General features: G+C 33.9%; 18 protein-coding genes. 13 read left to right on the top strand and 5 right to left on the bottom strand.

Annotated elements, in window-relative coordinates; genetic code table 11:
* Positions 1 to 144: 144 nt before the first annotated feature.
* The 4 genes from ileS (at position 145) to ACE939_RS13950 (ending at position 5,310) form a co-directional block, all read left to right on the top strand.
* On the top strand, positions 145 to 3,552 hold the full coding sequence (ileS, locus tag ACE939_RS13965) for an isoleucine--tRNA ligase (protein WP_378186212.1): 3,408 nt from the start codon (positions 145 to 147) through the stop codon (positions 3,550 to 3,552).
* A 4-nt stretch (positions 3,553 to 3,556) separates the two neighbouring features.
* Positions 3,557 to 3,940 (top strand): TraR/DksA family transcriptional regulator, encoded by a 384-nt coding sequence (locus tag ACE939_RS13960; RefSeq protein ID WP_378186211.1) that lies wholly within the window; start codon positions 3,557 to 3,559, stop codon positions 3,938 to 3,940.
* Between the two features lie 75 nt (positions 3,941 to 4,015).
* On the top strand, positions 4,016 to 4,639 hold the full coding sequence (locus tag ACE939_RS13955) for a hypothetical protein (protein ID WP_378186210.1): 624 nt from the start codon (positions 4,016 to 4,018) through the stop codon (positions 4,637 to 4,639).
* Between the two features lie 53 nt (positions 4,640 to 4,692).
* Complete coding sequence (locus tag ACE939_RS13950; protein WP_378186209.1) at positions 4,693 to 5,310, top strand: lipoprotein signal peptidase; 618 nt, start codon at positions 4,693 to 4,695, stop codon at positions 5,308 to 5,310.
* On the opposite strand, the gene ACE939_RS13945 is transcribed toward ACE939_RS13950, so the two are convergent.
* Genes ACE939_RS13945 through ACE939_RS13925 form a run of 5 tightly spaced genes read right to left on the bottom strand, consistent with a single transcriptional unit; the run spans position 5,307 to position 8,628 of the window.
* Positions 5,307 to 5,711: a response regulator gene (locus ACE939_RS13945; protein ID WP_378186208.1), complete on the bottom strand. Its 405-nt coding sequence runs from the start codon at positions 5,709 to 5,711 to the stop codon at positions 5,307 to 5,309. The genes ACE939_RS13950 and ACE939_RS13945 overlap by 4 nt on opposite strands.
* Positions 5,712 to 5,770: 59 nt before the next feature.
* Positions 5,771 to 6,343: a 5-formyltetrahydrofolate cyclo-ligase gene (locus tag ACE939_RS13940; RefSeq protein WP_378186207.1), complete on the bottom strand. Its 573-nt coding sequence runs from the start codon at positions 6,341 to 6,343 to the stop codon at positions 5,771 to 5,773.
* On the bottom strand, positions 6,330 to 7,310 hold the full coding sequence (locus ACE939_RS13935; protein WP_378186206.1) for a succinylglutamate desuccinylase/aspartoacylase family protein: 981 nt from the start codon (positions 7,308 to 7,310) through the stop codon (positions 6,330 to 6,332). Before ACE939_RS13935 ends, ACE939_RS13940 begins: the two co-directional genes overlap by 14 nt.
* 17 nt (positions 7,311 to 7,327) lie before the next feature.
* Positions 7,328 to 8,200 carry a 30S ribosomal protein S6--L-glutamate ligase gene (gene rimK, locus ACE939_RS13930; protein ID WP_378186205.1) on the bottom strand — a complete coding sequence of 291 codons (873 nt, stop codon included), beginning with the start codon at positions 8,198 to 8,200 and terminating at the stop codon, positions 7,328 to 7,330.
* Positions 8,197 to 8,628 carry an ATP-dependent zinc protease gene (locus ACE939_RS13925; protein WP_378186204.1) on the bottom strand — a complete coding sequence of 144 codons (432 nt, stop codon included), beginning with the start codon at positions 8,626 to 8,628 and terminating at the stop codon, positions 8,197 to 8,199. The genes rimK and ACE939_RS13925 overlap by 4 nt, the downstream gene beginning before the upstream one ends.
* Positions 8,629 to 8,790: 162 nt before the next feature.
* On the opposite strand from ACE939_RS13925, the gene uvrC reads away from it, so the two are divergent.
* The 9 genes from uvrC to ACE939_RS13880 all read left to right on the top strand — a co-directional run bounded on the left by uvrC (position 8,791) and on the right by ACE939_RS13880 (position 24,024).
* Positions 8,791 to 10,596 (top strand): excinuclease ABC subunit UvrC, encoded by a 1,806-nt coding sequence (gene uvrC / locus ACE939_RS13920; RefSeq protein WP_378186203.1) that lies wholly within the window; start codon positions 8,791 to 8,793, stop codon positions 10,594 to 10,596.
* Entirely contained in the window at positions 10,593 to 12,878 is a 2,286-nt protein-coding gene (locus tag ACE939_RS13915) for a patatin-like phospholipase family protein (protein WP_378186202.1), read from the top strand. Before uvrC ends, ACE939_RS13915 begins: the two co-directional genes overlap by 4 nt.
* Before the next feature lie 179 nt (positions 12,879 to 13,057).
* Positions 13,058 to 14,218, top strand: coding sequence for a homogentisate 1,2-dioxygenase (locus tag ACE939_RS13910; RefSeq protein WP_378186201.1), 1,161 nt, complete (start codon positions 13,058 to 13,060; stop codon positions 14,216 to 14,218).
* A 203-nt stretch (positions 14,219 to 14,421) separates the two neighbouring features.
* The gene (hppD, locus tag ACE939_RS13905) at positions 14,422 to 15,561 is read left to right on the top strand and encodes a 4-hydroxyphenylpyruvate dioxygenase (protein ID WP_378186200.1); all 1,140 of its coding nucleotides are present in this window, start codon (positions 14,422 to 14,424) and stop codon (positions 15,559 to 15,561) included.
* Positions 15,562 to 15,945: 384 nt separating this feature from the next.
* A complete protein-coding gene (locus ACE939_RS13900; protein ID WP_378186199.1) occupies positions 15,946 to 16,719 on the top strand; it encodes a DUF3108 domain-containing protein in 774 nt (257 codons plus the stop codon).
* Positions 16,719 to 17,690 carry a tryptophan 2,3-dioxygenase family protein gene (locus ACE939_RS13895; protein WP_378186198.1) on the top strand — a complete coding sequence of 324 codons (972 nt, stop codon included), beginning with the start codon at positions 16,719 to 16,721 and terminating at the stop codon, positions 17,688 to 17,690. The genes ACE939_RS13900 and ACE939_RS13895 overlap by 1 nt, the downstream gene beginning before the upstream one ends.
* Positions 17,691 to 17,694: 4 nt before the next feature.
* Positions 17,695 to 18,954: a peptidoglycan DD-metalloendopeptidase family protein gene (locus ACE939_RS13890; protein ID WP_378186197.1), complete on the top strand. Its 1,260-nt coding sequence runs from the start codon at positions 17,695 to 17,697 to the stop codon at positions 18,952 to 18,954.
* 4 nt (positions 18,955 to 18,958) lie between these two features.
* Positions 18,959 to 20,596, top strand: a complete 1,638-nt coding sequence (gene pgi / locus ACE939_RS13885) for a glucose-6-phosphate isomerase (RefSeq protein ID WP_378188458.1) — start codon at positions 18,959 to 18,961, stop codon at positions 20,594 to 20,596.
* Positions 20,597 to 20,772: 176 nt separating this feature from the next.
* The gene (locus ACE939_RS13880; RefSeq protein WP_378186196.1) at positions 20,773 to 24,024 is read left to right on the top strand and encodes a carboxypeptidase regulatory-like domain-containing protein; all 3,252 of its coding nucleotides are present in this window, start codon (positions 20,773 to 20,775) and stop codon (positions 24,022 to 24,024) included.
* The last annotated feature ends 43 nt before the right edge of the window (positions 24,025 to 24,067 follow it).

The raw sequence follows: 24,067 nt of genomic DNA, 5'->3' as shown, positions 1-24,067 counted from the left end.
TACCATAGTACCAGCAAAACTATTTTATAGATTATTAAATTTCTATATTCTATTCAAATACAAGCGGATACGTTTACTAATAAAATCACTCTTTTTTTTCAATAAAATCCTTATTTTCGCACACTTAACAGAAAGAACGACCTCATGAGCACGAAGTTTCCTGAACATAAAGGACTTGACTTGCCAAAAACGGCAGCAGAAATACTGGATTTTTGGCAACAACAAAATATTTTTGAAAAGAGCATTTCTGAGCGTGAGCAAGCGGCTCCATTCATATTTTTTGAAGGTCCCCCATCTGCCAATGGCCTACCAGGAATTCATCACGTTATGGCACGTGCTATCAAAGATATTTTTTGTCGTTACAAAACACAAAAAGGTTTTCAAGTTAAAAGAAAAGCAGGCTGGGATACCCATGGTCTTCCTGTCGAACTAGGCGTAGAAAAAGAGCTCGGAATCACCAAAGAAGATATCGGTAAGAAAATCAGTATAGAAGCTTATAACGAAGCTTGTAAAAAAGCTGTGATGCGCTATACTGATATATGGAATGATTTGACAGAAAAAATTGGCTATTGGGTTGATATGCAGGACCCATATGTTACATACAAATCCAAATATATGGAAAGTGTATGGTGGTTATTATCAGAAATCTATAAAAAAGGGCTCCTATACAAAGGATACACCATACAGCCATACTCACCAAAAGCAGGTACAGGACTAAGTTCTCATGAGCTTAATCAACCTGGCACCTATCAAGATGTTACAGACACTACAGTAGTAGCACAGTTTAAAACATTAAAAGAAACCCTCCCAGCAGTATTATCTCAACTATCTGGTGATCTATATTTATTGGCATGGACTACAACACCATGGACCTTGCCCAGTAACACAGCCCTTACTGTTGGTTCAAAAATTGATTATGTAGTTGTAAAAACGTTTAATCAATATACCTTTGAACCCATTCAAGTAATTTTGGCAAAAAAGTTAATTGCAAAACAGTTTACTGGAAAGTATTATGCAATCGAAGATGATAGTACTGCACTAGAAGCTTATACTCCTCAAGATAAAAAAATACCTTATCAAATTATTGCATCCTGTAAAGGCTCAGATTTAATAGACATCAAGTACGAACAACTTTTGGACTATGTCCAACCGTATCACAATCCAGAAAATGCTTTTAGAGTAATTCTTGGTGATTTTGTTACTACAGAAGATGGAACAGGTATTGTACACACCTCACCTACCTTTGGAGCAGATGATGCTTTAGTAGCAAAACAGGCAGTACCAGAAATTCCTGCGATGTTAGTGTTAGATGAAAATGACAATCTGGTTCCCACCGTAGATCTTCAAGGGCGTTTTATTAAACAGATGAAAGAGCTAGGTGGAAAATATGTCAAAAATGAGTATTATGATGATGGAGAAGCTCCTGAGAAATCTGTAGATGTTGAAATTGCTATTAAGCTAAAAACTGAAAACAAAGCCTTTAAGGTTGAAAAATATGTACATAGCTACCCTAACTGCTGGCGTACCGACAAGCCAATTTTATATTATCCTCTAGATTCTTGGTTTATAAAAGTCACTGATTTTAAGGATCGCATGCACGAATTAAATTTAGGAATTAATTGGAAACCCAAAGCAACTGGTGAGGGTCGGTTTGGTAACTGGTTAGCCAATGCTAATGACTGGAACTTATCTCGTTCCCGTTATTGGGGAATCCCACTGCCAATTTGGAGAACCGAGGATGGTAAGGAAGAACTAATAATAGGATCTATTGCCGAGCTAAAAAATGAAATGCAGAAAGCAATCAAAGCTGGTGTTCTAACCGAAGATATATTTGCCGAGTTTAAAGTCGGCGATATGAGCGAAGAAAATTATGATACTATCGATCTTCATAAAAATGTGGTTGACAAAATTACCTTGGTTTCGGCTTCTGGTAAAATGATGCGACGAGAAAGTGATTTAATTGATGTATGGTTTGATTCTGGCGCTATGCCTTATGCTCAATGGCACTACCCATTCGAGAATAAAAACAAAGTAGAATCGGGAGCTAAAAAAGCCGATTTTATAGCAGAAGGGGTAGATCAAACACGTGGATGGTTTTATACCCTACACGCTATTGCTACTATGATATTTGACGATGTTGCTTATAAAAATGTGGTGTCAAATGGTCTTGTGTTAGACAAAAATGGGCAAAAAATGTCCAAACGACTGGGTAATGCAGTAGATCCATTTGAAACTCTAAAAAATTATGGACCAGATGCAACGCGGTGGTACATGATTAGCAATGCAAATCCTTGGGATAACTTAAAATTTGATAGTGAAGGTATCGCTGAGGTACGGCGTAAATTTTTTGGCACTTTATACAATACCTATTCGTTCTTTACTCTATATGCTAATATAGATGCATTCACTTATAAAGAGAATGATATCCCTTTACAAGAACGTCCCGAAATTGATCGCTGGATTTTAAGTGAATTACATTCATTAATTAAAATTGTAGATACATTTTATAATGATTATGAACCTACAAAGGCTACACGCGCCATTTCAGATTTTGTGCAAGAAAATTTGAGTAACTGGTTCGTGCGTTTGAGTAGAAGGCGCTATTGGAAAGGAGATTATCAAGAGGATAAAATATCTGCCTATCAAACACTCTACACTTGTATGGTAACCGTAGCAAAATTGAGTGCTCCAGTCGCTCCATTTTTTATGGATCGCCTGTACAAAGATTTGAATGGTGTCACTAGAAAAGAGAATTATGAAAGTGTACATCTAACTACGTTTCCAGAGTATGATGCTTCTTTTGTTGATGGTAAATTAGAACATAAAATGCAAAAAGCTCAAACTATTTGTTCTCTTGTACTCTCTTTACGTCAAAAGGAAAAAATTAAAGTGAGGCAACCCCTAAAGCGCATTATGATACCGATACTTAATGAAGCAGAAAGAAAAGAGATAGATGATATTTCTGAGCTTATTAAGAGTGAAGTTAATGTAAAAGAAATAGAGTTGATTGATGATGCCTCTGGAATCTTAGTAAAACAAATTAAGCCAAATTTTAAAACATTAGGCCCAAGATTTGGAAAGGACATGAAACTGATTGCCAGTGAAATACAGAAATTTGATCAAGAAAAAATCAAAATCATCGAACAAACTGGATCTTACAATATAAAAATTAACGATAAAATTGTTACTTTAGGATCTGAAGATGTTGAAATAAGTTCTCAGGATATTGAAGGTTGGCTCGTCGCAAACTCTGGATCATTGACGGTTGCATTAGACGTTACCATTACACCCGATCTTAAAAAAGAAGGTGTCGCAAGAGAGTTGGTCAATCGTATACAAAACTTGCGTAAGGACAGTGGACTTGAAGTAACCGATAAGATAACTATCATATTTGAGGATAATAAACAAATTCAAGAAGCAGTTTTGACCAATGAAACATATATCAAAAGTGAAACGCTTACCGAAACCATCGAATTTTCTGACACCATAATAAATGGTACCGAGATAACGTTTGATGACATTGCAACCCAATTAATAATTAAAAAAAATTAATGATATGGCAGATGATATAAAAGTAAGATATAGTGATGCTGAGCTTGCTAAATTCAAGGAGATAATTCTCGAAAAAATGCAAAAAGCTAATAAGGATTTAGAATTACTTCAAAGTGCATATAAAAATGATGGTAATAATGGTACGGATGATACTTCACCAACCTTTAAAGCCTTTGAAGAGGGTAGTGAAACAATGTCTAAAGAAGCTAATACTCAATTAGCCATTAGACAAGAAAAATTTGTTAGAGATTTAAAAAACGCACTACTACGTATAGAAAATAAGACTTACGGTGTCTGTAGAATAACTGGGAAATTAATTAACCCTGAACGTTTAAAACTTGTACCTCATGCTACTTTAAGTATTGAAGCAAAAAACATGCAAAGCTAGTTTGTAAATTATTTTATTAAACAAGTAATGCTTTCTGTTACAGAAAGCATTACTTGTTTTTACTAATCTCTTTCAATGAAACGAGTCTTTCCATTCTTACTAATTTTCCTATTAGTTTATACGAATAGTATTAGTCAAATGCGTGGAGAAAAAAGTATTGCTAGTAACAATATTAAATCTATTTATATTAAATCCAAGTATATATCTAACATACAGGTGTTTAATTCGGTTGACGAGAGTATAAAAATTAACTATCGTTCTGAAGGTGAATACCAAAACTTATTTACAATCCAAACAAAATTAGCCGAATCATCATTATATATTGCGGATAAACTACAACCATTTACCAACAATCCTAATGATAAATTAGCCGCACATAAAATTAGCGTAGCTACAATAAAACTCTATATTCCTAAGCACATAAGTCTTTTTATATCTACAAGACAAGCAGATGTTGCAATTAATGCAAAACTTCCTTACTTGTTTACCGAAGTTAATTCGGGTATGGTTACTGCCAATTACTTTGAGGGAGACGCAGCTATTTATACCATTACTGGTTCTATTAAACTTACTACAAAAAATGCAAATCTAATAACCAACTCAAATACAGGTACAATTTATACAGAAAAAATGTCGGGAACGCATAATATACATCTTATCTCTCTCAGCGGAGATATAAGTGCTTATAAAATAAAATAAAACATTATTTTTGTCGATCTCATATAAGATTGATGATCTTGTAAAATATAAATATGTCCTTAAAAAAATCCATTTTAGTAATAATCTTAGTACTACTTATTGATCAAGTTTCTAAAATTTATATCAAAACTAATTTTAGCTTGTATGAAGAGGTTAAAGTTTTTGATTGGTTTAGAATCGTTTTTGTCGAAAATAAAGGAATGGCTTGGGGTTTTGAGCTTCCTGGTATTTATGGTAAACTTGCATTAACACTTTTTAGACTTGTAGCTATTACCGGTATTGGATATTGGTTATATGATGCTGTTCGTAAAAAAAGTTCGAGTATCCTTATTTTCTGTATTGCTTTAATTTTTGCAGGAGCTTTTGGTAATATTATTGATTCTATATTTTACGGTATTCTTTTTAGTGAAAGCACTAGTATTGAGATTGCAGAGTTTTTACCTGTTGCAGGAGGCTATGAAGATATATTTTATGGTAAAGTAGTCGATATGATTCAATTTACTTTATATGATGGTATACTACCAGAATGGATTCCGTTTTGGGGGGGACAACCTTTTTCGTTTTTTGATCCAGTATTTAATATTGCTGACTCTGCTATAAGTATTGGCGTATTTTTACTGCTATTATTTAATAAAAGAGCATTTCCAAAAGAAAACATCAAGTTAGACTAATTGCTTAGAAGTTTTTCAAAATCTTGAATCTTAATTGGCTTTGTTAGGTAATCTCTCACAAAATCTATGGCTTTTGCTCGATCTACATCCCTAGAATCGATAGAAGAACTAACCACATAAAGATTATATCTCTCTTGGATTTGATCTTTAATTTTATGGAATTCTTGTAAAAACTCCCAACCATCCATGATTGGCATATTTAAATCAAGTAAAATAACATCGGGTATCATTTCTTGTTTGTTCCTCTCTAATGCATTAACAAAGAACTCAATAGCTTCTTTGCCGTTTTTAAAAATCAAGATATCTTCAGATAATTTTCTCATCCTAATAATTTTAGTGATGAGATTGACGTATATTTTATCATCGTCAATAATGCATATCTTCTCTAACTTTTGGGACATAAGTATAGTGCAATTAAGAATCTAATATACTATAAAGAATCGCTAGATTCAAACGAAATTTACTTGAACATATAAGTTTTATCAGGGGTCACACAGTAATCAAGTCGTATATCCGAATTTTCGATATCAATAAGTTCTTTTTCGGCATCAAAAAAAGAGAGCCCTATTTTAAGGACTTTATTGTCACAAGTAGCTAAGAAACGATCGTAAAATCCTTTGCCATAACCAATACGATTTCCTTTTATATCAAAAGCTAATAAGGGTACAAAGACCACCTCTATCTGATCAGATTTAATTTGAACTCCGTCTACTGGTTCTGGTATATTGTAGCTATTTGTTTTAAGAAGAGTATTATCTGTAAGCAAGTAATTTTTTAAAGTTCTAGTATTAAAATCGCTTTTTGGCACTACAATATTTTTATCTTTACCTTGAAGAATGTGCAGTATAAATTCTGTATCTATTTCTTTTTGTTCTTTAATCGATAGAAACAAATGGTACGTTGTATAATCCCAGATGGGTAGCGATAGTAAGCGATTAGCCAAAACTAAACTTTTTGACTGAATAGTTTCTTCGTCCAGCTGTGACCTTAACCTTTTATACTTAGACCTTAGAGCACTTTTAGTCATTTGCATCGTTAGCTAATTGTGTTGTAATATGAAAAATAGCATCTCCTTTATGGATAATAGGTGCTTCGTTAACATTAATTATATATCCTTCATTAGGTGCTCTTACCACCTTACGCATTTTTCCATAAGGGTCGGTAATTGTAGCCAAAAATTCTCCTTTCTCGACATGTTTTCCGCAAGGAATTTTAATATGCAACATTCCACTATTTTTGGCGCGTACCCAATAGCTTTTCTTTATGACAATACTTTTGGTTTTGGTATTAGGAATAGAAAACTCAGGCATGAGCATTTTGAGATGCTTAAGGATTCTCATTGTACCTGTAACCCCTTCTTTTGCTATATCTTTATTGCTGTTTTGAGATTTACCACCCTCAAAAAGTAAAATTTTGATATCTTTTTTTGAGCAAGTAGCCCTAAACGAGCCATCGACATTTTTTGATAACAATGTAAATGGTGCGTCAAAGATTTCGGCTAATTTCATCAACTCTGCATTTGAAGGGTCTACCCGAATATGTGCTGCATTAAATCGACTCCCTCCACCTGTATGAAAATCTAGACAATAATCTGCTACTGGTAAGATTTCGTTGGTAAACTGATACGCAAATTGACTAGCTAAAGAACCATTCTTTGATCCAGGAAATACGCGATTAAGATCTCGTCCGTCTGGAAAAAACCGATCCATATTCAAAAATCCGAATACATTTAAAAGTGGTATACAGATAATGGTTCCACATTGAGGTTTATTTATTTTTTTAGAAATAATTTGTCTTACAATCTCTACCCCATTTACCTCATCTCCATGAATTCCTGCCGTTATTAATACAGTAGGACCAGGATTTTTGGAACGTTCTATAATTATTGGAATTTCAACTTTTGTAGACGTATAAAGGTTGGCAATATTAAAATTAATTGTTCGACTCTCTCCTAAGAGTATATTTTCGCCTAAAATATTAAGAACATCAGATGTTTTCATATCGACACATACTATGATTAAATACTTCGTTCAATATACCTTATAATAGATTTTGCTATATCCTTGCCTGTAGCTTTTTGAATACCTTCTAGTCCAGGTGAAGAATTAACCTCCAAAATCAAAGGTCCTCGTTCACTTTGCAACATATCGACTCCTGCCACACCTAGTTTCATAGCTTTTGCAGCTTTAATTGCTGCATTTTCTTCTTCTTCACTAAGTGTTATCACTTCGGCACTGCCGCCTCTATGTAGGTTAGATCTAAATTCACCATCCTTACCTTGTCGCTTCATTGCACCGATTACTTGTCCATCTATAACCAAAGCTCGTATATCTGCCCCTTTTGCCTCTTTTATATATTCTTGAATGATAACTCTAGCTTGTAGTCCATTGAAGGCTTCTATTACAGACTCTGCAGCATTTTGAGTATCTGCTAGTACTACACCCAGACCTTGTGTACCTTCTAATAATTTTATAATTAAAGGAGCCCCACCTACATGCTCTATAGCACCAGATACGTCTTTAGAATAATTTGTAAAAACAGTTTTGGGTAAACCCAAACCAGCTTTAGAAAGTATTTGAAGACTACGTAGTTTATCCCTGGATTGAACAAGAGCTTGTGACTGTACTGTTGTAAAAACGTTCATCATCTCAAATTGTCGTACAACTGCTGTACCGTAAAATGTTATCGATGCTCCTATTCTAGGTATTACCGCATCAACGTGATCTAAACGTTTTCCGCGATAATAAATTTCTGGTTTTTTTTTCTCTATAACTATGTCGCAATTGAGTGGGTCAATTACCTGTACTGTATGCTTACGTTTTACTGCTGCCTGTACAAGCGCGTCTGTTGAAAAAAGGCTCGCGCTTCGCGACAAGATTTTAATGTTCATTTTGATTTGTTATTATGTGATTGATCCTCTATTTGTGGATCGACTAAAAATTTTCCGCTTAAAAAGCGTCTTCCTAGTAATACAGGAAAACGCATATCATCTCTCGATGATAACGTTAATGTAATTGGATACGTCTTGTTAAAAAGGCGAATTTTTGTTCGTATAATATAACGAACTTCTATTTCTCCATTACTACTTTTTACTGCTGTAATATCATAATTGGTAAAAGTAAAACGCTTACCATTATACTCTGGGTGTGTCGCATCCAAAAAGCTACATTGCAGTGTTTCACCAATCTCCTCTATATCCTTACAATGTATTGAAGAGGTGTAGGCACCTGTATCTATTTTTACATCAATCTCGTTAATTTCCAGAAGTGGAAAATCAGCCTTATCAGTCCTTCCTATTATTGTTTTTTTTACTTCCAAAAAAAGATGGTGAATTAAATTATTATGTTGCAAAGATAAACGTGCTTATCGAACTTATTCTTTTTTTTTTGATCTATATAAATTCACTCTGTTTTTTAACATAAATTAAACCTTTTAGGTGCCTTTTAACATTGTACTATATCTTAAATTTACATTGTGAATATGCAGCAACTTCCTTTAGAAATACAAATAAAAACTTTACCGACTAATCCTGGGGTATATCAATATTACGACAATGATGATAAGTTACTATATATTGGTAAGGCTAAAAATTTAAAAAAACGAGTTTCTTCTTATTTTAATAAAAAACACGATAGTCATCGTATTGGAGTATTAGTAAAGAAAATTCGATTTATAAAACATATTATTGTTGAAACTGAAACAGATGCTCTATTATTAGAAAATAATTTAATCAAACAGCATCAACCACGTTTTAATGTAATGCTTAAAGATGACAAAACATATCCTTGGATTTGTATTAAAAAAGAACGTTTTCCCAGAGTTTTTCCGACTAGAAATTTAATTAAAGATGGATCAGAATATTTTGGCCCTTATACTAGTTTTAAAACGGTAAACACTCTGCTCGAATTAATTAAAAACCTTTATCAGCTTCGTACATGCTCATATGATCTAGCCGAGAATAAAATTCAAAGTAATAAATATAAGGTTTGCCTAGAATATCACCTTGGCAATTGTAAAGGACCTTGTGAAGGTTTACAAGAAGAAGAAATCTATAACAAAAATATAGAAGCGATACGCCAAATAGTAAAAGGTAATTTTAAAGATTCATTACAACAATTTAAAAACCTAATGAATCAATATGCGCAAAACATGGAGTTTGAGGATGCACAGCGAATAAAAGAAAAAATTGAGGTGCTCGAAAAATATCAAGCAAAATCAACGGTGGTGAATCCCAAAATTAGCAATGTCGATGTGTTTTCAATAATTTCTGACGAATCGTTTGGATATGTAAACTTTTTACAACTTTCTTATGGTTCAATAATACGCTCTCATACTACAGAGATAAAAAAGAAATTAGATGAGTCCGATCAAGAGCTTTTAGAATTAGCTGTAGTAGAACTAAGACAACGCTTTAACTCAAACTCAAAAGAAGTTTACCTTCCGTTTAAGCTTAGCTTGGGAGAACACATAAAAGTAACCGTACCGCAATTAGGCGATAAACGAAAGATTTTGGAGCTGTCTATAAGAAACGCCAAATATTATCGTCAAGAACGCTTTAAGCAAATAAAGATTATTGATCCAGATCGTCATGAAAAAAGATTAATGGCTCAAATGAAAAAAGATCTTCGGTTACCTTTTGAACCTACGCATATCGAATGTTTTGACAACTCAAATATCCAAGGTTCTAACCCGGTTGCAGCTTGTGTTGTTTTTAAAAATGGTAAACCTAGTAAAAAGGAATATCGCAAATTTAATATTAAGACAGTTGATGGACCCAACGATTTTGCCTCTATGGAAGAGGTAGTCTATCGCCGTTATAAACGATTAAAGGAAGAAAACGCTCCCTTGCCGCAATTAGTTATTGTTGATGGCGGAAAAGGGCAATTATCATCTGGCCTAAAAGCATTAGATGACCTAGAACTACGCGGTAAAATTACCATCATTGGAATTGCCAAACGACTCGAAGAAATTTATTACCCTGGTGATACTATTCCTTTATATCTCGATAAAAAATCTGAGACACTTAAAGTCATTCAACACCTACGTAACGAAGCCCATCGTTTTGGTATTACATTTCATCGGCAAAAAAGAAGTAAAGCTGCATTAGATACCGAACTTGATAACATTCCTGGCGTGGGAGAAAAAACCGTTATCGAACTTTTGAAATCTTTTAGGTCTGTAAAGAAAATACAAGAAGCATCTCTCAAAGAACTTACGCAAATAGTAGGCAATTCTCGCGCAACCAAAGTTTATAATTACTATCTTTCTAAAAAGAACCAATTGTGAATCAAATCATTCCATTTTTAAAAGCACTCTCGGTTTGCATTCTTGTTCTATGTTATTTTAATAATTCTACTAGTGTTGCCCAAGGCACAAAAGACACAATTGTCAATCAAGAGAATGTAAAAGTTGGTATTGTGCTAAGTGGCGGTGGAGCCAAAGGATTAGCGCATATAGGAGTCTTAAAAGTAATCGAAGAGTCTGGCATTCGCATAGACTATATCGGTGGCACAAGTATGGGAGCTATTGTAGGGTCTCTATATGCAGCTGGTTATAGTGCCAAAACTTTAGATTCTATATTTAGATCTGTTGATTTTAACGAACTTATCCAAGACGACCTCCCACGGCGTGCTAAAACATTTTATGAACGAGAAGATGCCGAAAAATACGCAATTACGCTTCCCTTTGATAAGTTTAAAGTTGGATTGCCTAAGGGACTTTCAAAAGGACAGAATTTTTATAATCTATTTTCAAGATATACCTCACACGTAAATAATATTCGTGATTTTGACAGCTTGCCAATTCCTTTTTTTTGTATTGCCACAAATATCGAAGATGGAAAGCCTGTAATTTTGGATAACGGCTATCTACCACAAGCTGTTTCGGCCAGTAGTGCCTTGCCTTCTGTTTTCAGTCCTGTAGAGATCGATGGGATGGTCCTCACAGATGGCGGTGTTGCTAATAATTATCCTGTAGATGAAATTAGAAAAAAAGGGGCCGATATTGTTATAGGTGTTGATGTACAGGACAGTCTAATGACTATTAAGCAACTCACTTCGGTTACCAATATAATGTTGCAGATTAGCAACTTTAGAACCATCAAGGAGATGCAAGACAAAATAAAAAAAACCGACGTATACATTAAACCTTCTATTGGAGATTTTACTGTTTTATCCTTTCAAGATACCGAAAAGATTATAAAAGTTGGTGAAGAAGCCGCGCTAAACGCTATTGAGGAATTTTATAAAATACGCAATCGACAGCAAAATACTTCGCAGCAAAAAAAGGTGGCAGTATCCATGTCAAAAATATCAGATACTATTCATATAAATAGTCTACTGGTCTCAGGGAATACTCGTTATACACGTTCGTATGTGAAAGGTAAGCTAAAGATGAAAATACCGCTTACCACAACTTATAAAAAACTCAATGAAGGAATAAATAATTTATCAGCTACTGGCAATTTTGATCGAGTTAGTCATCGACTTATAGACAACGAAACCGGTAAAGGACTTATTCTCAATGTAAAAGAAAGTAAAAATAAAATGTTATTGCGACTTGCTGTGCATTATGATGATTTATATAAAACCGCAGCTTTACTAAATGTTACCCGCAAGAGCTTATTGCTTAACAATGATATTTTATCTGCCGATATGGCCTTGGGAGACAACATAAGGTACAATATAGATTATTATGTTGACAAAGGATTTTATTGGAGTTATGGCTTGAAATTTCGCTATAATAAATTCGAAAAAGATATTCCGTATGGATTTCTTACAGATATTGACGTCCTCCCAGACATAGGAATTAATAAGGTCGATGTAGAGTACAAAGATTATACTGTACAAGTTTATGCACAAACTCTTTTAAAACAGACCTTTTCTCTTGGCTTTGGACTTGAATATAAAAATTTAAATATATTTACCGAAACCTTTGGCGAGGATGAAAACCTAGTACCTCAAACAGTATTTGATGATAGTGACTATATTGGAGCCTACTCTTCGTTGCGTTTTGATTCTTTCGACAACAAGTACTTTCCTGCTAAAGGCTATTTATTTGCTGCTGATCTAAATGGTTACTTCTATTCTTCCGATTTTAACGAAAATTTTAAGGAGTTTTCTGTTTTTAAAGCAAAAATTGGTTACGCCTTTCCTTTAAGACATAATATTTCTATTCATACTGAAGCAGAAGCAGGTTCCAAAATTGGTAATACAGATCTGGATTCTTTTGATTTTTTCTTAGGTGGTTTCGGTACCAAAACGATCAATAATTTTATTCCTTTTTATGGCTATGATTTTATTGGTTTTACTGGGCAAAGTTTTGCAAAAGTAGGATTGTCTATAGACTATGAATTATTCCCTAACAATCACGTAAATCTAGCCGCGAATTATGCAAATGCTGGCAAAAAACTTTTTAGCACAGGTAAATGGTTCGAGCGTCCAGAGTTTACAGGATATGCATTGGGATATGGGCTAGAAACTTTTGCAGGGCCTGTTCAAATAAAATATACGTATTCACCAGAATTAGGAGAAAGTGAATGGTTTTTTAGTATTGGATTTTGGTTTTAAAATGACTGTAATGATAAAGCGTTAAAAAAAATTACGATATTTGTAAAGTATGACTCTATTTTGGCAAAATTTACTGATATTTCTTCATTACCTTATTAAGCGTAATCCTGAATAAAGGCTATCATTTTATTGCCTATTATTTTTGAGTAAAGTCTAGTATTTATCTAAAATATTGAAGTATGCCTTTTTATCATAGTTTGGGTAAAATCCCACCAAAACGCCACACCATTTTTAAAAAACCCGATGGGACCTTGTATTATGAACAATTGTTTGGAACCATTGGATTTGATGGTATGTCTACAAACCTCTATCATAATCATAGACCTACCCAAGTTAAAGAAATAAAAGGAAGTTACGATGTAGCTCCAAAAATAGCTTTAAAAAACAACTTGAAATCGTATCGCTTACATGGTTTCAAAATAAAGCCTATTGACGATTATTTGAAAAGTAGAAAAATCATATTAACCAATTCTGATCTACACATTGCACTAGCTGCACCTAGAAAATCTGTAAAAGATTATTTCTATAAAAATACAGATGCCGATGAGTTGCTTTTTATACACAAAGGCAGTGGTCGTTTTATAAGTCACTTAGGTGTTATCGATTTCAAATATGGGGATTATATTGTAGTACCTAGAGGAACTATTTATCAAATGGATTTTGATTCTAGCGATAATAGATTGTTTATTGTAGAGTCTAGAAGTCCGATTTACACTCCCAAAAGATATAGAAACTGGTTCGGACAATTACTTGAACATTCTCCTTATTGCGAACGTGATTTACGTGCACCTCATGCACTAGAAACACATGATGAAAAAGGAGAATTTCTTTTAAAAGTCAAAAAACAAGACGAAATTTTTGATATCGTATACGCCACCCATCCATTTGATGTCGTAGGCTACGATGGATATAATTTTCCTTATGCATTCTCTATTCATGATTTTGAACCCATTACAGGTAGAATTCATCAACCACCACCAGTACATCAAACATTCGAAACAGATACTTTTGTGGTGTGCTCATTTGTTCCCCGACTTTATGATTACCACCCTGATAGCATACCAGCACCCTATAATCATAGCAATATAGATAGTGACGAGGTTTTATACTATGTTGATGGAGATTTTATGAGTAGAAACGATATTGATGCAGGTCATATTTCACTACACCCAGCAGGTATTCCACATGGACCACATCCAGGAGCTGTAGAGCGAAGTATTGGTAAAACCAAAACAGATGAATTAGCTGTTATGGTAGATACATTTAAACCATTAATGGTTACAGAAGCTGCAATGGAAATTGCTGATGATACCTATCATAAATCATGGCTTGAGTCTTAGATAGATTGAAACGTATTGAGTTACAAGAAATGATATTTTGAACTATTTATTGTTATTGCTTTAAATTAAAAAATAAGAAAGTATGCTTAATTTCAGAGTAGATATTACCTCTCACCTTAGAGCCATGTGGTAGCATATTTGTTTCAAAATATACTTTGATCCATATCAACCAAGCTTTATTTCAATAATTTTAAACTACAATCATGTCAACACATACATCACCAGATAATTTAGAAAAAATTAATGCTCAAGCCGAAGATTTTCTTCCATTATTAGGAACTGACTACGTCGAATTATACGTAGGAAATGCTAAACAAGCAGCCTATTATTATCAAACCGCTTGGGGGTTTGAACCTATTGCCTATGCAGGACTAGAAACCGGCCTAAAAGATCGCGTGTCTTATGTACTACAACAAGATAAAATTCGCTTAGTACTAACATCACCACTGCAGCCAGATGGGGTAATCAATCAACATATTAATGCACATGGCGATGGAGTTAAAGTTGTTGCGCTTTGGGTAGATGATGCCACCAAAAGCTATGAAGAAACTATAAAACGCGGAGCCAAATCTTATTTTAAACCTAAGACAGAAAGTGATAAAAATGGAAAAGTTGTTACTTCTGGAATCCACACCTATGGGGAAACTGTTCATGTTTTTGTCGAACGTAAAGATTATAACGGTATTTTTTTACCAGGCTATGTATCATGGAAAAAAACATATGCAACTAAACCAACTGGCCTTAAATACATAGACCATATGGTAGGTAATGTGGGATGGAACGAGATGAATAAATGGTGTGAGTTTTATGCCAAGGTTATGGGATTTGCTCAACTAGTTTCTTTTGACGATAAAGACATTTCTACAGAATATACAGCGCTTATGAGTAAAGTGATGAGTAATGGTAATGGTCGAATCAAATTTCCAATAAACGAACCTGCAGAAGGTCGTAAAAAATCTCAAATTGAAGAATATATTGATTTCTACAATGGAGCAGGTGTACAACATATGGCGTTAGCAACTGATAATATAATCGAAACTGTTACCGCTTTAAAAGCTAGAGGTGTAGATTTTCTTACCATACCTTCTAGCTATTACGATACCGTTTTAGATCGTGTTGGAGAAATAGATGAGGACTTAGAACCACTTAAAAACTTAGGTATTCTAATCGATAGAGATGACGAAGGATATCTATTGCAGATCTTTACAAAGCCAGTACTTGATAGACCCACCATGTTTTTTGAAATTATACAAAGAAAAGGCGCTCAATCGTTTGGAAAAGGTAATTTCAAAGCATTATTTGAAGCTATTGAACGTGAACAAGAGGAACGCGGTACTTTATAACGGATAAAAGGAGATAAAACAATTTCACATATTCGTAATAGGAACCCTTAAAATACAGAAGAATTTATATTATTATATTTATATATCTAAATTTTTGTTAAAATTCATATTAAAAAAACGTTTTCGGTTGATAAATCGTTAAAAAAAACCCACTTTTGTATTAATAAATGGAGTGGTTACCATTTATTAAAAAACAATAATTATTCTCATAATTTAAGTTTTTAGTTGGTTAATAAAAGTAAAAAGAGAGCTGTGGTGGCTCTCTTTTTTTGTTTTTTTGATTTTGCAACATAATTGTTTTTTAAGTGTTTATATTAAACCTTACTTTTGGAATGGATATTGCAAATGAGTTGATAATCATAGCCTTTTAAATCCCAAATCTTTATGAGAAATATAGGTATATTGCTTTTTTTTATAAGCATCTCTGCAGCATCACAGCAAACCCATCAAGCTTTTCAAGATGGAGAATGGTTTAAATTTAGAATACATTATGGATGGTTTACAGCAAGTTATGCTACGCTAGAAGTAAAAAATGAAATACTGGACGGAAAACCAGTTCACCATGTAATTGGCATAGGTAAATCCTCTGGGATATTAAGTGCTTTCTTTAAAGTTGAAGATTACTACGAAACCTATATCGACCGTAATAAAGTACTTCCCTATCGCTTTATTCGAAAAATAAATGAAGGCGGTCATACAAAAGACATTGTAATTAATTTTGATCACACAAAAAGAAAAGCTTTTGTGCATGATAAAAAAAGAAGTACTAAACGTACTTTTGACACCAAAGAAGATATTCAAGATTTAATGTCATCTTTCTACTATTTAAGAAACAATCTTGATACCCGAAACTTAAAAATTGGTGATGAGAAATTCGTTGATATGTTTTTTGACAATGAAATCTATAAATTTAAACTAAAATTCCTAGGAAGAGAAGTTGTCAAATCAGAACTAGGTAAAATTTTATGTTTAAAATTTAGACCCTACGTACAAGCAGAGCGCGTGTTCAAAGAGGAAGAAAGTATGACTGTTTGGATTAGTGACGATAAAAATCGTATGCCTATTAAAATTAAAGCAGACATTCTTGTAGGATCTATAGAGGCAGATCTTGAAGCATTTAAGGGGTTAAAACATCCATTTAAAATTATTGTAGACTAATGAAAGAAAACAACCAACCAGAAATAACCGAAAAGATAAAACAACTCGAGAAAAAATTTAAGAATTCAGGACAAGACCTAGGCGCTTATCTGGATGGTTTGCTTCATGATAAATATCTCACGTATTGGGATTATATACACCTTGATACACTATTGAGTTTACAAGTACCCCGAACTCACTTTCCTGATGAAGAAATTTTTATAACCTATCATCAAACAACAGAACTTTATTTTAAGCTAATCATTCACGAACTCAAACAAATTATTGATGATAAATTACAATCTGCCCAGTTTTTTATTGAAAAATTAACTAGGATCAATCGTTATTTTGGGGTTTTGATAGACTCGTTTGATATAATGATCAAGGGCATGGATAAAGAACAGTTTCTTAAATTTAGAATGTCCCTACTGCCGGCCAGTGGGTTCCAATCCGTTCAATTTAGACTTATCGAAATATACGCTACGCCATTACATAACCTGGTTAGCGCTGATCGAAGAGATAAATTTGGAAACGACACACCCTTAGAAGATCTATACGAAAATTTGTATTGGAAATCTGGTGCTACAGATCTAGCAACTGGTGAAAAAACCTTAACACTCAAGCAATTCGAATATCGCTATACACCCCGTATGGTTCGTATTGCTACTCAAGTTAAAAATAGCACTCTATATCAAAAATACCAGCAATTACCCCAAAAAGAGCGTGACAATACCCAACTTATTGAAGCTTTACGTACTTTTGACGTAAATGTTAACATTAACTGGCTTTTGATGCATATGGGGGCAGCTTATCGCTATCTTAATAAAGGAAAAGGTGAAATTTCTGCTACTGGAGGAACAAATTGGAAAAGTTTTTTGCCTCCAAGCTTTCAAAGAATCACATTTTTTCCTAATCTTTGGAGTCAAGAGGAAAAAGATAATTGGGGGCAACAATGGGTTACTCATCAATTTAACAACAAAAAACAGCATTAATCAATTGAAGAAGTCTATTTGCATACTGCTATGCTTAGCAGTATTTTACTCATGTAAGAAGGAAAATGAAAATGAAAAAGTAGCTCCTGCTACTGTTAACGTTGAAAAAAAAATAGCACCTCCCGTTATCAAAGAATATGGTTATGTGCTTAATGATTATCAAGTAATTAGAGACACTATAAAAAGAGGTGATAGTTTTGGAGGCATACTGGATAATCATGGGATTAGCCGAGCAAAAGTTTTTGAAATTACCAATGCGATAAAAGACTCCTTTAATGTCACTCGCATTAGAGCAGGGAAGCCGTATGTCGTATTAAAACCAAAGGATACTAGCAAATCTGCACAAGTTTTTGTCTATATAAATAATAAAGTAGATTATACGGTTGTTGATTTTACAGATAGTATTAAAGTTTATAAAAGGAAAAAACCAGTTAAACTTATAGAGAAAATTGCTTCAGGAACTATCCAGAGTAACCTTTCTCAAACATTTGACGAACTCAATCTTAGTTTTTTAGTAGCTTATAAGCTTGCAGATATTTATGCTTGGACTATTGATTTCACTAGACTTCAGGCAGGAGATCGATTTAAGGTATTATATACAGAAAAATTTATTAACGATACAATTCCTGCTGGTATAGGAGAAATTAAAGCTTCTCATTTTGAGCATAGAGGTAAATCAGTATATGCCTTTAAATTTATATCAGACAGCACCAAAGGTATCGCAGACTTCTACGACGAAAACGCCGAAAATTTAAGACGTGCCTTTTTAAGAGCACCTGTACAATTTAGCCGAATCTCTTCTAGATATAATCTAAAAAGAAGAATTAAATACTACGGGAACAAAATAAGACCTCACAGAGGTACTGATTTTGCTGCTCCCATAGGAACACCTATCCTTGCCACGGCAGATGGTATCGTAACAAAATCCGAACGCCGAGGGGGTAACGGCAAGTATGTAAAAATACGACATAATGCAACTTATGAAACACAATACCTTCATATGAGCAGACAAGCGGTTAGAAAAGGAGAGTATGTTCGCCAAGGAGATGTTATCGGTTATATCGGTATGACAGGTAATACAGGCGGCCCTCATGTGTGTTATCGCTTTTGGAAAAATGGTCGTGAAGTCGATCCTTTTAAACAGGATCTCCCAGCAAGCAAACCACTTGCTGATTCTTTACAACCTCTCTTTAAAAACCATATCATACCGCTCAAATCCCAACTAGACCAAATAACCTTTGAGAAAGAAAACCAAATTTTATAATTTTATGACATTGCCAACTATTAACCCGACCACCACAAAAGCTTGGAAATCCTTGTTAGATCATTTTGAAGAGTTTAAGGATATAACTTTGAAAGAACTTTTTGAAACGAATGATAAACGGGGACCAGAGTTTTCGATTGAATGGAAAGACTTTTATGTAGATTTTTCTAAGCAACGGGTGAATCACACCACACTTAGCTTGCTTATAGATCTTGCCAAAGAAGTGGGACTAGAAAAAGCTATAAAAAGCTATTTTGAAGGAGATATTATCAATGCAACAGAGAATCGAGCAGTTCTTCACACTGCACTTAGAGCTCCAGCATCCACTGTAGTGAATGTTGATAAAAAAAACATCATACCCGAGATACAAGCCGTCAAACAAAAAATCAAAGATTTTTGTGATAAGGTAATAAATGGTCAATTAAAAGGTCATACGGGTAAAGCCTTTGACACTATAGTAAATATCGGAATTGGTGGCTCAGATTTAGGACCAGTTATGGTTACCGAAGCTTTGGAGTATTATAAAAATCATTTAAAAATTCATTTCGTTTCAAATGTAGATGGAGATCACATTCATCAATGTCTCAAAAAAATAAATCCAGAAACTACGCTATTCGTTATCGTTTCTAAAACTTTTTCTACACAAGAAACTTTGTCCAATGCAAATACAGCACGTAATTGGTTTCTCAAAAATGCATCAAATGATGCAGTTGCCAAACATTTTGTTGCGGTATCAAGCAACATCCCAAATGTTTTAAATTTTGGTATTGATAAAGATCATATTTTTCCTCTATGGGATTGGGTTGGAGGTCGATTTTCTCTTTGGAGTGCTGTGGGACTATCTATTGCTTTATCTGTAGGTTACAAAAACTTTGAAGCTTTACTCGAGGGGGCACATGAGATGGATGAACATTTTAAAAACACCCCTTATGAAAAAAATATTCCTGTAATATTAGGATTATTGACCATTTGGTACAACAACTTTTTTGGAGCAACTAGTGAAGCTGTAATTCCCTATTCGCAATATTTACACAGACTACCCGCCTACCTACAACAAGGGATTATGGAGAGTAATGGTAAAAGTGTAGATCGCAATGGAAAAACTGTAAATTATAAAACTGGTACTATTATTTGGGGAGAGCCTGGCACAAATGCACAACATGCTTTTTTTCAACTTTTGCATCAAGGAACAACATTAATCCCTGCAGAATTTATAGGGTTTAAAAAATCTCTTTTCAAAGATCAAAATCATCATAACAAATTGATGTCAAACTTCTTTGCACAAACAGAAGCTTTAATGCAAGGTAAATCAAGTAACGAAGTTGTACAAGAGTTAAAAAATCAGGGGTATAATGCATCAGATATCGACAAGCTAAGCCCTTTTAAAGTTTTCAAGGGAAATAATCCCACAACTACAATCTTAATTGATCAATTAACACCTAAGAGTTTAGGAAAACTTATAGCGCTATATGAACAACGCATCTTTGTACAAGGAGTGATTTGGAACATTTATAGCTATGATCAATGGGGAGTAGAATTAGGTAAAAAATTAGCCAATACCATCCTGTCCGAAATAGAAACTAGACAAGTTTTAACACACGATTCTTCAACAAAATCTCTATTAAAAAAGTTTTTAGCATAACCAAATAGTGTTTCCTCAATTTTTCATATTTTTAATTGATTTAAAATCAGGGCGATGCAAAGTAATTTTATTGTAAAACCATAAAAAAATTATGTGATAATTTTTAACAATTACATAAAGTTGGTTTCAAGAAAGATTCGTTCTTTTGCACGGAATATTAAACTCAATTCATTATAATGAAACAGATTACATTTTTATTTACTGTAATGTTGATGGCAGTTGTAACATCAACCTTTGCTCAGGGGGTAACAAAATCTTCTATCAATGGTAAAATTACCGATAACTTAGGAGATCCTTTACCAGGAGCAAATGTAGTTGCCATTCACGGTCCGTCTGGAACAAAGTATGGAGCAATTACTGATTTTGATGGTTTTTATAGAATTGCTAACATGAGAAGTGGTGGTCCTTACCGAGTAACTATTTCTTACGTAGGTTTTCAAGGCTATCTTAAAGATGGGGTTTTTCTTCAGCTAGGAGATTCGCAAGACATCAGTGCTCAATTGCAAGAAGAAGCTAACGCTTTAGAAGAGGTAGTTATTACTGCTACTAACAATGGCGTATTTGATTCAGGAAAAACGGGAGCAGCTACTAATGTTGATCGAAAAAAAGTTAATACTTTACCTTCAATTTCTAGAAACATTGCTGATTTTGCAAGATTAACACCTCAAGCTCAAGTAAGTGGAGATGATGTAATTTCTATTTCTGGACAAAACAACCGTTACAATGCTATTTATATAGATGGAGCAGTCAATAACGATGTTTTTGGTCTAGCTGGAAGCGGAACAAATGGTGGACAAACGGGCGTAAGTCCAATATCCTTAGACGCTATTGAATCTTTTCAAATTAATGTGGCTCCTTTTGACGTAAAACAGTCAGGATTCTCTGGAGGTTCAATTAACGCAATAACAAAGTCTGGTACAAACAATATCGAAGGTTCTGCATACTATTTACTCAGAAACCAAGATTTGGCAGGAAAAACTCCTGAAGCAATAGCAGACGGTGGCGAAAGAACGAAATTGGCAGATTTTAATGCCGAGACATATGGATTGCGAGTGGGAGGTCCTATTATTAAAGATAAATTATTCTACTTTGTTAATTACGAAAGACAGGATAATGAGACACCACAGCCATTTGAATTTAATTCATATAGAGGAGCATCCTCACAAGCAGAAATTAATGCGTTGAGTGATTTCTTAAAAAATACGTATGGATACGATCCTGGAGTTTATGACAACAATACAAGCTCATTGATAAGTGACAAACTTATTGCTAAAATTGATTGGAATATTAATGACAACAATAATTTATCTCTTAAGCATAGCTATGTAAGAGCCGAACAGCTTGATGCCAATGGTTCTAATGGAAGTTCAATCAACTTTTTAAACAGAGCTATAAATTTTGAATCTGTTACTAATTCAACTGCTTTAGAATTGAGTTCAAGATTTAACAACAAAGTTTCTAATAATTTAGTTGTTGGTTATACAAGTGTTAAAGATGATAGAGGACCTAATGGAGATCCATTTCCTTCGGTTCAGATTTTTGACGGAAGTTCAAGCATTTTCTTTGGTTCAGAACCTTTTTCGACAGCAAACTTATTAGATCAAACTGTATTTACATTTACCGATAATTTAGAAATTTATTCTGGTAGACATACTATCACATTAGGAACTAGCAATGAATTCTCATCTGCTAACAATGTATTTTTCAGACAAAATTTTGGAGATTACCGATATAGTAATATTAACGATTTTATCAATGGTGAAAAACCGAACCGATATAGAAGAGGTTATTCTTTACAAGGAGGTTTTGGAGATGACTCTGAAGGAGCTGCTAAATTTAATGTATTTCAACTTGGATTTTATGCACAAGACGAAGTAAATATTACTGATAATTTTGTATTCACTGCAGGTCTAAGAATTGATCTTCCATATTGGGAAGATGGTTTAGAAAATGAAGATTTTAATACACGCTCGGTAGCTTTACTTGAAGCCTCAGGTAAAGATTTAAAAGGTGCAAGAGTAGGTAAAGGTATTGATACAAAAGCTCATTTATCCCCTAGATTAGGGTTTAACTGGGATGTTAATGGAACCAAAACGACTCAAGTTAGAGGAGGTTTGGGTATTTTCACTTCTAGATTACCACTAGTTTGGCCAGGGGCAACGTATACTAACAATGGTGTAACTGCTGGCTTTGTAGAATTGTTTAGAGATGACGCTCCATTTTTTGAGCCAAATGTAAATAATCAATTTACAGATCCATTACCTGGTTCTGGTACTACAGGAGGTCAAGTAGATTTATTCGCAGCAAATTTCAAATTACCACAAGTAATGAAGTATAACATTGCTTTTGATCAAAAATTACCTACTGGCTTTACGCTTTCTGCTGATTTTATTTACAATGATAATATTACTGCAGTTTCTTATGAAAATTTAAATCTTCCTAATCCAGAATTTACAACTACAGGAGCTGGTTCGCGTCCTAATTATGGATTTAATCGAATTGATAGTAATTACTCAGGAATTTTCTTAGCATCAAACACTGGTAAAGGTTCTTCTTACAACGTTTCTGCGACATTAGGCAAAAACTTTTATAGTTCTTTAGTAGATGTAACTACTCAAGCTACTTATTCGTACGGAGATTCTGATGGCGTTTTTGATGGAGAGTCTTCTCAAAATAGTTCGCAATGGCAAAGATTAGAATCTGTTAATGGATCTAACCGACCTGGATTATCTACTTCTGATTTTTCACCTGGTCATAGAATTGTGGCAAATTCTACAATTGAGTTTAAATGGAATGAAAATCTTAAAACTAGAATTGGAATTTTTTACCAAGGTTCTCAAGGTGATCCGTTCTCTTACGTTTACGGAAACTCTCCAAGAGGTGGTGGTCCAAGTGCAGGCCAGTTAATCGGAGATACTGGCAATAACACAGCCTTAATATTTGTTCCTGCAACTCAAGCTGATGCCAATCTCGTTGACCTACTTGATGATGAGGATAACTTAATATTAACCTCTCAACAACAATGGAATGCTTTAAATAGTTTTATAGAAGGGAACGATTATTTAAGAAGCAGAAGAGGGACATTTGCAGAGCGTAATGGCGATCGTGCAGAGTGGAGTCATATTGTAGATTTAAAGTTCGCTCAAGAATTCTCTATTAACGCATTTGGCAAAAAGAATACATTAGAATTTACAGCTGATATTTTCAACTTCACCAATCTTCTAAATAAAGAATGGGGTGTTAGATCATTTGCTGGTAGCTTTGATGCGGTCAATCTTTTAAATTTTGAAGGTTTTGAAACAGATGGTACTACGCCTACTTTTTCATATGATCCAGATACCGAAAGAGATCTAGATCTAGTTGATGACAGTGGGTTAAACTCATCAAGATGGCAAATGCAAATTGGACTACGTTATACATTTAACTAAACCAATTTTTTTATAATATCTTTAAAACCTCACTCTTACCGAG

This window comes from Aquimarina rhodophyticola, from assembly GCF_042434915.1.
Taxonomy (GTDB): domain Bacteria; phylum Bacteroidota; class Bacteroidia; order Flavobacteriales; family Flavobacteriaceae; genus Aquimarina.
The sequence above is the reverse complement of the archived record's forward strand: the minus strand, read 5'-3'. Positions and strand labels throughout refer to the sequence as shown.